The organism is Comamonas sp. 17RB (genome assembly GCF_030056555.1).
GTDB lineage: Bacteria > Pseudomonadota > Gammaproteobacteria > Burkholderiales > Burkholderiaceae_C > Comamonas > Comamonas terrigena.
On the sequence record NZ_JASHHY010000006.1, the window covers coordinates 158,463 to 172,330 of the forward strand.

At 65.4% G+C, this 13,868-nt stretch carries 10 protein-coding genes; 3 read left to right on the forward strand and 7 right to left on the reverse strand.

Going from position 1 to position 13,868, the window contains the following annotated elements; all coding sequences use genetic code 11:
- The first annotated feature begins 118 nt into the window (after window positions 1-118).
- Window positions 119-3,007: an aconitate hydratase gene (locus QM470_RS12390; RefSeq protein ID WP_283339481.1), complete on the forward strand. Its 2,889-nt coding sequence runs from the start codon at window positions 119-121 to the stop codon at window positions 3,005-3,007.
- A 223-nt stretch (window positions 3,008-3,230) separates the two neighbouring features.
- Complete coding sequence (locus QM470_RS12395) at window positions 3,231-3,512, forward strand: hypothetical protein (protein WP_283339482.1); 282 nt, start codon at window positions 3,231-3,233, stop codon at window positions 3,510-3,512.
- A 568-nt stretch (window positions 3,513-4,080) separates the two neighbouring features.
- Here QM470_RS12395 and bamC read toward each other — a convergent pair.
- The 7 genes from bamC to QM470_RS12430 all read right to left on the reverse strand — a co-directional run bounded on the left by bamC (window position 4,081) and on the right by QM470_RS12430 (window position 11,649).
- The gene (gene bamC, locus QM470_RS12400) at window positions 4,081-5,184 is read right to left on the reverse strand and encodes an NlpB/DapX family lipoprotein (RefSeq protein WP_283339483.1); all 1,104 of its coding nucleotides are present in this window, start codon (window positions 5,182-5,184) and stop codon (window positions 4,081-4,083) included.
- 63 nt (window positions 5,185-5,247) lie between these two features.
- Window positions 5,248-6,144: a 4-hydroxy-tetrahydrodipicolinate synthase gene (gene dapA, locus QM470_RS12405; protein WP_066539171.1), complete on the reverse strand. Its 897-nt coding sequence runs from the start codon at window positions 6,142-6,144 to the stop codon at window positions 5,248-5,250.
- Between the two features lie 279 nt (window positions 6,145-6,423).
- Window positions 6,424-8,538 carry a DUF6630 family protein gene (locus tag QM470_RS12410; RefSeq protein WP_283339484.1) on the reverse strand — a complete coding sequence of 705 codons (2,115 nt, stop codon included), beginning with the start codon at window positions 8,536-8,538 and terminating at the stop codon, window positions 6,424-6,426.
- Between the two features lie 222 nt (window positions 8,539-8,760).
- Window positions 8,761-9,330 (reverse strand): class I SAM-dependent methyltransferase, encoded by a 570-nt coding sequence (locus tag QM470_RS12415; protein WP_283339485.1) that lies wholly within the window; start codon window positions 9,328-9,330, stop codon window positions 8,761-8,763.
- 64 nt (window positions 9,331-9,394) lie between these two features.
- Window positions 9,395-10,207, reverse strand: coding sequence for an SDR family oxidoreductase (locus QM470_RS12420; RefSeq protein ID WP_283339486.1), 813 nt, complete (start codon window positions 10,205-10,207; stop codon window positions 9,395-9,397).
- A 42-nt stretch (window positions 10,208-10,249) separates the two neighbouring features.
- The gene (locus QM470_RS12425; RefSeq protein ID WP_280011023.1) at window positions 10,250-10,417 is read right to left on the reverse strand and encodes a hypothetical protein; all 168 of its coding nucleotides are present in this window, start codon (window positions 10,415-10,417) and stop codon (window positions 10,250-10,252) included.
- Between the two features lie 38 nt (window positions 10,418-10,455).
- On the reverse strand, window positions 10,456-11,649 hold the full coding sequence (locus QM470_RS12430) for an MFS transporter (protein ID WP_283339574.1): 1,194 nt from the start codon (window positions 11,647-11,649) through the stop codon (window positions 10,456-10,458).
- A gap of 232 nt (window positions 11,650-11,881) precedes the next feature.
- Between QM470_RS12430 and QM470_RS12435 the strand changes: the two genes are divergently transcribed.
- On the forward strand, window positions 11,882-13,861 hold the full coding sequence (locus tag QM470_RS12435; protein WP_218332686.1) for a DNA topoisomerase IV subunit B: 1,980 nt from the start codon (window positions 11,882-11,884) through the stop codon (window positions 13,859-13,861).
- Window positions 13,862-13,868 lie beyond the last annotated feature (7 nt).

The window sequence follows — 13,868 nt, forward strand, 5'->3', positions numbered from 1 at the left end:
CTTCGGCGGGTTTTTTTGTGCCCGATGGCCTGCCGCGTGGTCTTTGTCCGATAGACGCGTCAGAGGGTGCGACGCAGAATGCAGGGGAAATGGCTTTTGTATGGACGGAGAACCCCCGATGAAACACGCATTCGCTTCCACCCTCCACAACTTCCGCACCGCCTCGGGCAAGGAAGGGAAATTCTTCTCACTGCCAGCGCTGGCGCAGAAATACCCCAGCGTGCAACGCCTGCCGGTGTCCATCCGCATCGTGCTGGAATCGGTGCTGCGCAACTGCGACGGCAACAAGGTCACGTCCGAACATGTGGCCCAGCTGGCGCAGTGGAAGCCCCAGGCCGTCCGCACCGATGAGATTCCCTTTGTGGTCTCGCGGGTGGTGCTGCAGGATTTCACCGGCGTGCCATTGCTGGCCGATCTGGCGGCCATGCGCTCCACCGCCGCCCAGCTGGGCAAGAAGCCCAAGTCCATCGAGCCTCTGGTGCCGGTGGATCTGGTGGTCGACCACTCCATCATGGTCGACTATTTCGGCACCCCCAAGGCGCTGGACCTGAACATGAAACTGGAATTCCAGCGCAACCAGGAGCGCTACCAGTTCATGAAATGGGGCATGCAGGCCTTTGACACCTTTGGCGTGGTGCCACCGGGCTTCGGCATCGTCCACCAGGTGAATCTGGAATACCTGGCGCGCGGTGTGCACCGCACGGGCGATGGGGTCTACTACCCCGACACCCTGGTGGGCACGGACAGCCACACCACCATGATCAACGGCATTGGCGTGGTGGGTTGGGGCGTGGGCGGTATCGAAGCCGAGGCCGCCATGCTGGGCCAGCCGGTGTACTTTCTGACGCCCGATGTGGTGGGCTTCGAGCTCACGGGGCGGCTGCGTGAAGGCGTGACCGCCACCGATCTGGTGCTCACCGTCACCGAAATGTTGCGCAAGGAAAAGGTGGTGGGCCAGTTTGTGGAGTTCTTTGGCGAAGGCACGGCCAGCCTGACGCTGCCGGACCGCGCCACCATCGGCAATATGGCGCCGGAATACGGCGCCACCATGGGCTTCTTCCCGGTGGATGAAAAGACGCTGGACTACTTCCAGGGTACGGGCCGTAAGAAAAGCGAGATCGAGGCGTTCGAAGCCTATTTCCGCGCCCAGGGGCTGTTCGGCGTGCCCCGGGCGGGGGACATCGACTATTCGCGCGTGGTCTCCCTGGACCTGAGCACGGTGGCACCCAGCCTGGCCGGTCCCAAGCGCCCGCAGGACCGTATCGAAATCGGCGATGTGGCCGGCAAGTTCGATGCCTTGTTCACGGCCTCGGTGGCGGCCAACGGCTTCAACCAGCCGGCCGATCAGCTGGGGCTGCGCTACCGCGTAGGCTGTGGTGAAGGAGAGCTGGCCACCGATGCGCCGCCGCCCAAGCCGGGTGCGCCGCGTGCCGTGGTGGAGATGGTTGGCAACCGCCCCACGCTGGAAACCACGCATGACAATGCCGTGACCACGGCGGTGTGTGCACTGCCCGGCAGCGACGACAAGGTGCTTCGCATCGGCAACGGCGATGTGCTGATTGCCGCCATTACCAGCTGCACCAACACCTCCAACCCCAGCGTGCTGCTGGCGGCCGGCCTGCTGGCCAAGAAGGCGGTGCAGGCCGGGCTCAAGGTCAAGCCGCACATCAAGACCTCGCTGGCGCCCGGCTCCCGTGTGGTGACGGAGTACCTGACCGAAACCGGTCTGCTGCCCTACCTGGAAAAGCTGGGTTTTGCGCTGGCGGGCTATGGCTGCACGACCTGCATCGGCAACGCGGGCGATCTGACGCCGGAGCTGAACGACGCCATCACCCGCAACAATCTGGTGTGCGCGGCCGTGCTGTCGGGCAACCGCAACTTCGAGGCGCGCATCCACCCCAATATCAAGGCCAACTTCCTGGCCAGCCCGCCCTTGGTGGTGGCCTATGCGATTGCCGGCACGGTGCGCAAGGACCTGATGACCGAACCGGTGGGCAAGGGCAAGGGCGGCAAGGACATCTACCTGGGCGATATCTGGCCCAGCAGCGAGGAGATCCATGCGCTGCTGAAGTACGCCATGAACGGCAAGGCTTTCCGCGCCAACTATGAAAAAGTGAAGACCGAGCCCGGCAAGCTGTGGGAAAAGATCAAGGGCGTGACCGGCTCCACCTACACCTGGCCGCAAAGCACCTACATTGCCGAGCCTCCTTTCTTCCAGGACTTCACGCTGGAGCTAGGGGTTGCCGCGGGGGGCGCGTCGGCTCCCGACTACGACGTGCGCGGTGCGCGCATCATGGCCTTGTTTGGCGACTCCATCACCACCGACCACATCTCGCCGGCAGGCTCCATCAAGGAAAGCTCTCCTGCCGGCCAATGGCTGCTGGCCCATGGCGTGCAAAAGGCCGACTTCAACAGCTATGGTTCGCGCCGTGGCAACCACGAGGTGATGATGCGCGGCACGTTTGCGAATGTGCGCATCAAGAACCTGATGATTCCGGCGGCGATCGATGGCTCGCGCGAGGAGGGCGGGGTGACGCTCTACCGCGACGACAACGGCAAGGTCGAAAAAATGTCCATCTACGATGCCGCGATGAAGTGGCAGTCGGCTGGTCGGGCCACGGTGGTGCTGGCAGGCGAGGAGTACGGTACCGGCTCCAGCCGCGACTGGGCGGCCAAGGGCACGCAGCTGCTGGGCATCAAGGCGGTGGTCGCGCGCAGCTTCGAGCGCATCCACCGCTCCAACCTGGTGGGCATGGGCGTGCTGCCGCTGCAGTTCAAGGGCAATGACAGCTGGCAGACGCTGGGGCTGAAGGGGGACGAGTGGATCGACGTCATCCCTGCCGCGAATCTGGCACCGCAAAGTGATGCGAAGTTGGTGATCACACGCGCGGATGGCAGCCAGCAGACCGTGGTGGTGAAGCTTCGCATCGACACCCCCATCGAGGTGGATTACTACCGCCACGGCGGCATCCTGCCCTATGTGCTGCGGCAGTTGCTGGCCGGCTGACAAAGCGTGCGCCACTGGGTGGCAGCGGTTTTACAGGGGAGGCAAAGTTTTTTTCAAAAAATATGCAAACCCTGTAAACCGACTGCGAGTGGCACGCGTTGAGACGGTACATGCCTGTGCATGCGTGCCCCTGGCGGGCATGTGCGTAGCACCAGCCAACAGGGCCCGGAGGGGGTCAGCCGGTGCGGCATACCGAATAACTCATCCTCAAGAGGAAATTGTCATGAAGAAGTCTCTCGTTCTGGCTACCGTGATCGCTGCTGCTGCTCTGGCTGCTTGCGGCAAGAAGGAAGAAGCTCCTGCTGCTCCCGCCGCTCCTGCTGTGGAAGCTCCCGCTCCTGCTGCTGAAGCTCCTGCCGCTCCTGCCGCTGACGCTGCTGCTCCCGCCGCTCCTGCTGCTGACGCTGCTGCTCCCGCCGCTGACGCTGCTGCTGATGCCGCCAAGCAAGCCGCTGACGCTGCTGCCGACGCTGCCAAGCAAGCTGCTGAACCCGCAGCCAAGTAATTTGCACTCCTCCTCCACCTTGCGGGCCCAGGCCTGACAACCGTGGTGGTGAATGCACCCAAAAGCCCGCCTCTGGCGGGCTTTTTGTTTGTGGGTAGGGCTTCGTCGTCATGGCCGCCGCGTGGCTTGCAAGCCTGTGTGGCTGGTCAGCAAGCCTCGACTGAGGTGGGCAGGGGTTCTGCGCCTGCGGTTCACGGCGTTAGTGCTGCCGACTCCGTGTGGGTACTCTAGGCCATAAGAGGTTGCACACTAGGACCGGGCCGAGGTGAAGATGGCATCGCGCTGCTCCGTACCGCAGGGGGCTGGACGGAGTGCGGTGCGCGCCGGGCGCAGCACTGCATGGCGGTCGTGCGCAGAGGGGGAGCGCCATCTCGCAAGCGCCAGGATCAGGGGTTCAGGGCTGAACAGGTTCGGCAGCAGGGCCGCGTGGATGCTTCTGCCCCGGGCCACGCCGCTACGGGCGCAGGGGAGCACGGTGTGCCAGTAGAGGGCCCGTCCGCGCTGCGGGCTGAAAAGGCCATGAAAAAAGGCTGCCGAAGCAGCCTTTGGGCGGGGAATCCCGAGGGGATTAGCGCAGGTCGTCGGCAATGACGCGCACGATGCGCTGGGCATTGACGTCGCTCTCGGGCTGGCCGTTTTCGCCCAGCACCACCACGCTCGACTTGGCGCCTTCGCTGCGCACGGCGATCTGGTACTTGGCGGGCTTGGCTTCGGCCTTGGAGCCGAACAGGCTGCCGAAGAAGCCCTTCTTCTTTTCTTCCGTGTCGGGATTGGCCGGCACGTAGCGCACGAAGTACAGGCCCTTGCTGCGGTCACGGTCTTCCACGGTGAAGCCGGTGCGGTCCAGGGCCACACCGACACGGCGCCAGGCGCGGTCGAAGGCTTCGTCGATTTCCACAGCGGGTTGGCCGTTGAGCGTGGTCACGCGGGCCGACTGGGCCACGGTGGGCTTGGTGCCGCCCGCGGCGATCACGGCCTTGGACTGCTCTTCGGTGCTGCCCAGGCGCACCATGATGCGGCGCAGGAATTCGGTTTCCAGCTCGGGATCGGCGGCGCGTGGCTGCCAGATGGTGCTGTCCTTCTGCTGGTTGGCGTAGACCTCCTGCATGCCGCGGTGCGTCACGTAGATTTCGGTCTTGCCGTCGGCGCGGCGTTCCAGGCGGGTGCGGAAGCGGTCACGTTCGCTGGTGGAGTACAGCGAGTCGAACACCTTGCCCAGGGTGGAGCGGATCACGTCCTGGGGCAGCTTGGCGCGGTTTTCGGCCCAGTCGGTTTCCAGAATGCCCAGTTCGGGCTTTTCAATGGCCATATTGAAGCCACTTTCCAGCCAGAAATCGCGCACCGGATCCCAGATCTTGTCGGCAGGGCGGTTGACCACCAGCCAACGCTGGTTGCCGTCACGCTCGATGGTGACGTCACCCACGGTCAGGGCGGCAGCCTTTTCCAGCGGCGGTGTCACCGAGGCCTGGCCGGCCTGCAGCTCGCGGGCCGAGACGCTGGAGCCGGGCACGTTGTAGCGTGTGTCGCGAGAGAGCTGGTTCAGATCGGGAGGCACGTCCAGGGTCACGCCCTTTTTGGCACTCTTATAGTCGATCTTGTCGTTCTCCAGCACAGAGCAAGCCGACAGAGCGACGGCAATGCCCAACAGGCTCAGTCGTGTGATGTTTTTCACGCAGGAAATCCTTGAGGGTCAAGACATGGGAAAGCGCCGGGCAACACCCGGCGCAAACCGCTATTAGAGCAGACCCGCGTCGCGCAAAGAAGTTTCCACTACGGCGTGGTTGTTTGCGGACAGCGGTGTCATGGGAAGGCGCATGGTAGCGCCACACAGACCCATGCGTGCAACAGCCCATTTCACAGGGATGGGGTTGGCTTCCACAAACAGGTTTTTGTGCAGGGGCATCAGCTTGAACTGGATGTCCATGGCGCGCTTGACATCACCGGCCAGCGCGGCCTTGCACAGATCGCTCATCAGGCGCGGGGCCACGTTGGCGGTGACGGACACATTGCCGTGGCCGCCCAGCAGCATCAACGCGACGGCAGTGGGGTCATCGCCGGAGTACACGCCAAAATCCTCGGGCACATCGCGGATCAGCCACTGTGCGCGCTCGATGTTGCCGGTGGCCTCCTTGATGCCGAAGATGCTGTCGATCTGCGCCAGGCGCAGCACGGTGTCGTGCTGCATATCGGCCACGGAGCGGCCGGGCACGTTGTAGAGCATCATGGGCAGATCGCCCACGGCTTCGGCAATCGCCTTGAAGTGCTGGTACTGGCCTTCTTGCGTGGGCTTGTTGTAGTAGGGCACGACCTGCAGCTGGCTGTCGGCGCCGACCTTCTTGGCGTAACGGGCCAGCTCGATGGCTTCGTGCGTGCTGTTGGCGCCGCAGCCGGCCATCACGGGCACACGGCCTGCGGCCTGTTCCACGGACACGCGGATGATTTCGCAGTGTTCTTCCACGCTCACCGTGGGCGATTCGCCTGTGGTGCCGACCACGCCGATGCAGTTGGTGCCTTCGGCCACATGCCAGTCGATGAGTTTGCGCAGGCTGGGGTAGTCGACGCTACCGTCCTCATGCATGGGAGTGACAAGGGCAACAATGCTGCCCCGCAGGGCGACGGAAGAAGTGGTCATGTCCGCAAAGTGAAACGGGAAAAATTCATTCTACCCAGCGGATCTGGTGAAGGGCACTGGGCAGACAGGGTGGCAACGCTCATGACGCTGTTTTTGCCATTTTGATGCAATTATTCGCCGATGTGACGATAAATTATTTTTTGTTTCGTCGAATGTGTTGCGTCCGTGCCGGTGCCACGGGGTGGGCGCGTGAGGCGGCACGGGCTTGGGCGGCCCGCGGAACAGGGGGAGCGGGCGGTGCGGCCGCTGCAGGCATCCCCCGGCAGGGCCGCTCCACCTTCACTCCTCGTGGACCCAGGCGCCGACAGCGGCCTGGGACAGCCGCTCCAGCAAAGGGGCTGCATCGTCCTGGCGTACCACGGTAAAGCGCAGGCAGTCGCTGTCGGTGCGCAGCTGCAGCAAGGCCAGCTGCTGCGTGCCCAGGTGCCGGGCCAGGCTGTCCAGTCCATCCTGCATGCCATCGCCCTGGGTGGCGCGGTCCCACTGCCAATCCCGGGTGCCGGGCAGCCACTGGCTGCCGGCCAGGCCGTCGGCATCCTTCCAGTCCAGTTGGGCAAACTGTGGCGCGATGGCCAGCAGATGCTGCCAGTACAGCGTCAGGTCGTTGTCGTCGCCGTAGAGCTCCAGGGTGTCGGGGTCGAAATCCGGGTCCTCGGTGTCCCAGCCAAAGTCGTCCGGGTCCGGGTGGGCGACCGCGTCGCGCCAGCGCTCGGCCAGGGCATCGCCCGCGCCGGTATCGCCCAGGCACAGCATGCGGACCACGTCCTGCATCCAGTCCGTGTCTTCGGCATCCACCAGATCGCTGCGGCGCAGGACGCGCACTTCGGGGTTGGTGGCACCTTCCAGGTTGCGGCGCAGGGCCTCGGTGACTTCGCCCCAGGTTTCGCCGGTGGGCGTGAAACTGAAGTCTTTCAAGGAAAACCAGCCCATCTCCGCTTCAGGGCCGCTGCCCATGCAGGCCAGCAGCGCGTTCTTCTGGACGACGCGGGCCAGCGGCGGGCACCACAGCGCGGGTGCGCTCAGCAGTTGGCCTTTGGTGCTGAAGACATGGGGCTGGTCTTCGGGGCTGTAGGCCAGCAGTTTGCCGCCGGGGAAGACCTTGGGGGGCGAATCGTTGAAGCCGCGCTCGATCTGGGCAAAGGCGCAGGGCACGCGCAGCACGCCGCTGCGGTGGACCACGCCTGCTAGCAACGGGCTGCTGCGGTCGCCTGGGCGCTGGCGCTGGAAGGCCACCGCCAGGCCATTCTTGGGGTTGAAGTTCTGCACGTGGCTGAAGGTGCTGTCGAACAGCGGCTGGCCGGTGGCGTCCAGCAGCAGCATGATGTCGTCGCTGCGGCGTGCACGAACGAGCCCGTCATCGTGGGAGAGTTCGATCTCTTTCAGGCCGCTGTACAGCACCGCCAGATCGGACAGGCGCAGCAGCGCATCGCTGCCGTCGGCCGCTTGCGACTTGATCAGGTGCGGTGTCAGCGCCCAGGCTTCGGCATAGCCCTGGTCTGGGGTGAGCAGCCACAGTCCATTGGCGTCCTGGATGCCATGGCGCTCGGCCTGTCCCGGTTGCTCCGGCGGGTAGACCAGGTTGATGCAGTTGCCGCTGGCAAACGCGCCGTTGGCGCCGGCATCCGGATGCAGCAGCCAGCGGCCGTAGGGCGTGACCAGGCCCACGGGCCAGTGTTCACGCTCCTGCTCTGACTGGCAGGCCTGGCCGGTGTGCGGGTGCAATTTAGGCATCACCACGTAGGCCTCGAGTTCTTCCTCCCAGGCCCCGTGGTAGCGCTCTTCGTAGTGCTCGGAGAGCCAGGCGGGCCAGTCGTCGGAGATGTCGCGCTCCACGGGTTCGGTGCGTGCCACCACCGAGGGGCTCCACCAGCCCAGCTGGGCAGCGGGCGATTGCAGCAGGCTGTGCAGTGCCTCCGGCAGGCCCGCGGTGCTGCAGTCCCACAACAGGCATTGATCGCGCTGGGCCTGCAAAAAGGCGGTGTACACGGGCTCGTCAAAGTCATGTGGGCACAGCGTGGCGCAGTCCAGCAGCAGCCAGCGGCGCGTGCTGGTGGTGATGGCCTGGTCGATGTCCTGCCATTGCCGGCGCTGGGCCTCAGGCCAATGCGCGGGCAGTGGCTCCATCTGGGCCTTCAGCCATTGCCAGCGGGCTTTCACGCCGTCCATGGGGGCGGCCAGGGAGGACAGGCCTTCGTTGTCCCCGTAGGCGCTGCAAGGCACCAGCGTGGGCAGGTGCCGGGCATCGCCCATCAGCAGGCTGAACAGCAGCGGCGTGTGGTCGAACCATTCGGCCCAGCCGTCGCAGGGGCTGCCCGATGCATCCGGGCGGGCCGGCCATGCGGTGGTGGAACTGGGGTAGTCGTCGTGGGCCAGCAGCAGGGCGTAGGTGGGCATGGAGTGCAGAAGTTCAGAGAGAGTGTCGGGATAGACGGGTTTGAAAGGCCGCAGGAGCAACCCCGGGGACGGGCTGGTGTTGCCGGGACGCCTTGCTATGGCGTGCGGTGTGCCTGCGCCACAGACCTTGGCAGACCGAGCGGGGGTGGGGTTCTGGTTCCAAGGCGACCGCAGGCCGCCCGTGCTGAAGGCGCCGAACCGGTGGAAGGCCGGGCGACCGGGTTAAGGCGTCAGCCGGGCAGGGAGCGCGCTGCCCGCTGGGCGGATGGCGGCGATGCGCTGTACCACGCGGTCGGGCTGGCGCAGCTGGCCGCATTCATAGGCCACCACCTGCCAGCCGGTGCAGACCTGCAGCAGCTCGCCGGGGGCCAGCAGAAAGTCCGGGCGTGAGGGCTTGCCAAAAGCCTCGTTGCCCTGGCCGAAGGTCTCATACAGCAGCACGCCGCCGGGCGCCACGCTGTCCAGGATCTGCGGCCACAGGGGGCGCCACAGGTAGTTGGTGACCACCACCGCGCCGAACCGGCGCCCCGGCAGCGGCCAGGGGCCGTTTTCGATATCGGCACAGACCAGTTCGCCCAGACCGGGCAGGGCGGCCAGCGCGGCTGCATCGCGGTCCACCCCGGTCATGGTGTGTCCATTGGCGGCCAGCCAGCGCAGGTGGCGGCCACTGCCGCAGGCCACATCCAGCACGCTGCAGCTGGCCGGCAGCAGATGGCGCCAGCGCTCGATCCAGGGGGAAGGCGCTGGCTGGGCTTGCGGGAGTGTGGAGGCTGGTGGCGTGGCGTGGATCATGTAGAAAACTATAGCAGCCTGTACCTGGAGGGCAGGTGGTGCAGACGGCCTGGGATGACCAGGGTCAATGGCTGCCGAGCGGGCGCTGCAGGGCCGCCAGTGCCATGCGTTCCACCACGCCGGGGGCAATGAGCTTGACCCAGCGGCCCAGTTTTCCTTGGCGTGTCATGACCACCTCGCGTTGGCGGCGTTCCATGCCTTGCAGGATCAGCCGCGCACATTCGGCCACGGGCATGGCATGTTCCTCCTTCAGGCTGCTGACGCCGGCGGCCTGGCCCTGGGCGTTGTAGCCGTGGTAACGGATGCGGGTGTCCACCACGCCGGGGTAGGCCGTGGTCACGCTGACGCCGGCCGGTTTCAATTCGGCGCGCAGCGCTTCGAAAAAGCCGGCCTGGGCGAACTTGCTGGCGCTGTAGGCCGTACGCCCGGGCACGCCCACCAGTCCGGCCAGCGAGGACACGGCCACGATGCTGCCGTGCGAGGCTTTCAGGTGCGGCAAGGCGGCATGGGTGCACCACACGCTGCCCCAGAAGTTGGTGCGCATCAGCTGCTCGTACCAGGCCAGGTGCTCGGCACTCACTTCTTCGAACAGGGCGTGGGCCGATACGCCGGCGTTGTTGACCAGCACGTCCAGGCCGCCAAACTGCTGCGCGCTCTGTGCCACCAGGGCGCGGCAGGCCGCCTCGTCGGACACATCGGTGGGCACGGCCAGCAACTGGGCGCCATGGGCCTGGCACTGGTCCGCCACGGACTGCAGTTTGTCGAGGTTGCGCGCGGCCAGGGTCAGCTGCAGCGACTGCTGGTGGTGCCGTGCCAGCTGGAGTGCCATTTCGGCGCCGATGCCGTCAGAGGCACCGGTGATGAGGATGCGGGGCATGAGACCTCCCGGCCATGCCGCCGGGGCGGGCTGCCCCCAGGCTCAGAAGCAGGCCCAGACCTGGTTGGCGAGTGTGACCATGAAGTCCGGCTGCAGATACAGGGCAAACACTGCTGCCAGCACCGCGGCAATGGCCGCCCAGACCAGCGCCCGCCGCCAGCCGTGCAGCCGGGGCGGGACAGAGTGCGGTGCGGTGCCGGGGGTGTGCATGGCTGCGATGGTAGCGCTGAACGGTGGTGGGAGACCGGTCAGGCGGCGGCCGACTTGCGGACCAGGGCCTGCTCGCGCACCGGCAGGTTGACGACGGCGGCAAAGATGCCCAGCGCAATCGCCAGATACCAGACCATGTCGTAATTGCCATTACGGTCATACAGGTAGCCGCCCAGCCACACACCCAGGAAGCTGCCCACCTGGTGGCTGCAGAACACAAAACCGCCCAGCATGGACAGATGCTGCACACCGAAGATCTGGGCGATGGTGGCATTGGTCAGTGGTACGGTTGACAGCCACAGAAAGCCCATGGCGGCCGAGAAGAGGTAGACGGACCAGGGCGACAGCGGGGCCAGAAGGAAGGCAATGATGACCACCGAGCGCAGCCCGTAGATGCCCGACAGCAGGTAGCGCTTGGGCATTTTCTGGCCCAGATTCCCGGCGATGTAGGTGCCGAAGATGTTGAACAGGCCCACCAACGCCAGGGAATAGCTGGCCACCTGGGGCGCAATGCCAAAGTCTTTCAGGTAGCTGGGCATGTGCACGCCGATGAACATCACCTGGAAGCCGCAGACAAAGTAGCCCGACAGCAGCAGCACAAAGCTGGGGTTGGTCCAGGCTTCGGCCAGGGCCTGGCCAATGGTCTGGTCGCGCTGGGGTGCAGCGCCTGCCGTGCCGCCAAAGCCGGGCTCGCGCAGGCCAAAGGCCAGGGCGGCAATCACCAGGGCGATCACGGCCAGGATCAGCAGCGCGTTGGACCAGCCGAACTGTGCAATCAGCCCGCCTTCCACCGGCACCATGAAGAACTGGCCGAACGAACCGGCTGCGGCCGTTACGCCCATGGCCCAGCTGCGGCGGTCGGGTGGAATCTGCCGCCCCAGCACGCCATAGATCACCGCATAGGTGGTGCCGGCCTGGGCCGCACCGATCAGCACCCCGGCCGTGAGTGCAAACAGCAAGGTGGAGGGCGACAGCGCCATGCCCACCAGTCCCAGCGCATACAGAATGGCGCCGCCGATCAGCACCTTGAAGGCGCCCAGCTTGTCGGCCATCATGCCCACGAAGATGCCCAGCACGCCCCAGGACAGGTTCTGGATGGCAATCGCCAGGGCAAAGGATTCGCGGGTCCAGCCCATTTCCTGGGTGATGGGCTGCAGCCACAGGCCGAAGCCGTGGCGTATGCCCATGGACAAGGTGACCACTGCGCCCCCGCACAGCAGCACCTGCAGCATGGGCAGGCGGTTGGAGGTGTTGTTTTGGTTTTGCATAGCTGTGGAATGTATCCAGTTCACCCCCTGACTGTGGGGCAGCCCCACCTTGCGAATGGACTCCGGCGCGACAGCCTGCTGTGTTAGCGTTGCGCCCGGAAATGCCCCGGCGCTCGTGCATGTGCAAGCAATGGCGTCAGGGGTAACTGTTTATTTATCCAGCTGTGCGCTGGCGCGCGCACTACAATCCGCCCCCATGGCAGCCAAACCCTCTACTTCCATTCCCGAATATTCGGAAGGTTCGATCCGCGTCCTCAAGGGCCTGGAGCCGGTCAAGCAACGCCCCGGCATGTACACCCGCACCGACAACCCCCTGCACATCCTGCAGGAGGTGATCGACAACGCGGCCGACGAAGCCCTGGCGGGCTACGGCAAGCGCATCAAGGTCTCGCTGCATACCGACGGCTCGGTCAGCGTGGAAGACGATGGCCGCGGCATTCCCTTCGGCCTGCACCCCGAAGAAGGCGCCCCCGTGGTGGAGCTGGTCTTCACCCGCCTGCATGCCGGTGGCAAGTTCGACAAGGGCCAGGGCGGCGCCTACAGCTTCTCCGGCGGTCTGCATGGCGTGGGCGTGTCGGTGACGAATGCGCTGTCCACGCGCATGGAAGTCACCGTGCACCGCGACGGCAAGGTGGCCCATCTGGTGTTTGCCGGTGGCGATGTGATCGAGCCCCTGACCGTGCGCCCGCTGCAAAGCGGCGAGCGCAAGCAGGGCACCACGGTGCGCGCCTGGCCGGACGCCAAGTACTTTGAATCGTCCAACCTGCCCATGGGCGAGATGGTGCACCTGCTGCGCAGCAAGGCGGTGCTGATGCCCGGCGTGAGCGTGTCCCTGGTCAACGACAAGAACCGCGACACACAAAGCTGGCAGTACAAGGGCGGCCTGCGCGACTACCTGGCGCAAAGCCTGGCGGGCGACCCCGTCATTCCCCTGTTCGAGGGCGAGGGCTTTGCCGACCGGCACAACGACAACTTTGCCGAAGGCGAAGGTGCGGCCTGGTGTGTGGCCTTCACCGAAGAAGGCGCACCGCTGCGCGAGAGCTATGTCAACCTGATTCCCACCACCGCCGGCGGTACGCACGACAGCGGCCTGCGCGACGGCCTGTTCCAGGCGGTCAAGGCGTTCATCGACATGCATTCGCTGCTGCCCAAGGGCGTCAAGCTGATGCCGGACGATGTGTTCGCCCGCGCCAGCTATGTGCTCTCGGCCAAGGTGCTGGACCCCCAGTTCCAGGGCCAGATCAAGGAGCGGCTGAACTCCCGTGATGCCGTGCGCCTGGTCTCGGGCTTTGTGCGTCCGGCGCTGGAGCTGTGGCTGAACGAGCATGTGGAGCACGGCAAGAAGCTGGCCGAGCTGGCCATCAAGGCCGCGCAGACGCGCCAGCGCGCCGGCCAGAAGGTGGAAAAGCGCAAGGGCTCCGGCGTGGCCGTGCTGCCCGGCAAGCTCACCGACTGCGAAAGCCGCGACCTGGCCCACAACGAGGTGTTCCTGGTCGAAGGTGATTCGGCCGGCGGTTCCGCCAAGATGGGACGGGACAAGGAGACCCAGGCCGTGCTGCCGTTGCGTGGCAAGGTGCTCAACACCTGGGAAGTGGACCGCGACCGTCTGTTTGCCAACACCGAAATTCACGACATCTCGGTGGCCATCGGTGTCGATCCGCACGGTCCGGATGACGCGGTGGATCTGTCCGGCCTGCGCTACGGCAAGATCTGCATCCTGTCCGATGCGGACGTGGACGGTTCCCACATCCAGGTGCTGCTGCTGACACTGTTCTTCAAGCATTTCCCCAAGCTGATGGAGGCCGGCCATGTGTGCATTGCCCGTCCGCCGCTGTTCCGCGTGGACGTGCCGGCGCGCGGCAAGAAGCCGGCCGCCAAGGTCTATGCGCTGGATGAAAGCGAGCTGAACGCCATTTTGGAAAAAGCGGCCAAGGAAGGTGTGGCGCGCGAGAAATGCCAGATCAGCCGCTTCAAGGGCCTGGGCGAGATGAACGCCGAGCAGCTGTGGGAAACCACGCTCAACCCCGACACGCGCCGCCTGCTGCCGGTGCAGGTCGACACCATGCCGCTGCAGGAGACCGAGCACCTGATGACCCGTTTGATGGGCAAGGGCGAGGCTGCCTCGCGCCGTGAGCTGATGGAGCTGCACGGCGACGCAGTGGATCTGGACATCTGAGGCCTGC

Coding starts and splice junctions, on each gene's coding strand:
- QM470_RS12420 (WP_283339486.1), bottom strand. CDS start 10,207: ATGCCCCGCATCCTCATCACCGGTGCCTCTGACGGCATCGGCGCCGAA.
- dapA (WP_066539171.1), bottom strand. CDS start 6,144: ATGACCACTTCTTCCGTCGCCCTGCGGGGCAGCATTGTTGCCCTTGTC.
- QM470_RS12435 (WP_218332686.1), top strand. CDS start 11,882: ATGGCAGCCAAACCCTCTACTTCCATTCCCGAATATTCGGAAGGTTCG.
- QM470_RS12395 (WP_283339482.1), top strand. CDS start 3,231: ATGAAGAAGTCTCTCGTTCTGGCTACCGTGATCGCTGCTGCTGCTCTG.
- QM470_RS12415 (WP_283339485.1), bottom strand. CDS start 9,330: ATGATCCACGCCACGCCACCAGCCTCCACACTCCCGCAAGCCCAGCCA.
- QM470_RS12425 (WP_280011023.1), bottom strand. CDS start 10,417: ATGCACACCCCCGGCACCGCACCGCACTCTGTCCCGCCCCGGCTGCAC.
- QM470_RS12410 (WP_283339484.1), bottom strand. CDS start 8,538: ATGCCCACCTACGCCCTGCTGCTGGCCCACGACGACTACCCCAGTTCC.
- QM470_RS12430 (WP_283339574.1), bottom strand. CDS start 11,649: ATGCTGCAGGTGCTGCTGTGCGGGGGCGCAGTGGTCACCTTGTCCATG.
- QM470_RS12390 (WP_283339481.1), top strand. CDS start 119: ATGAAACACGCATTCGCTTCCACCCTCCACAACTTCCGCACCGCCTCG.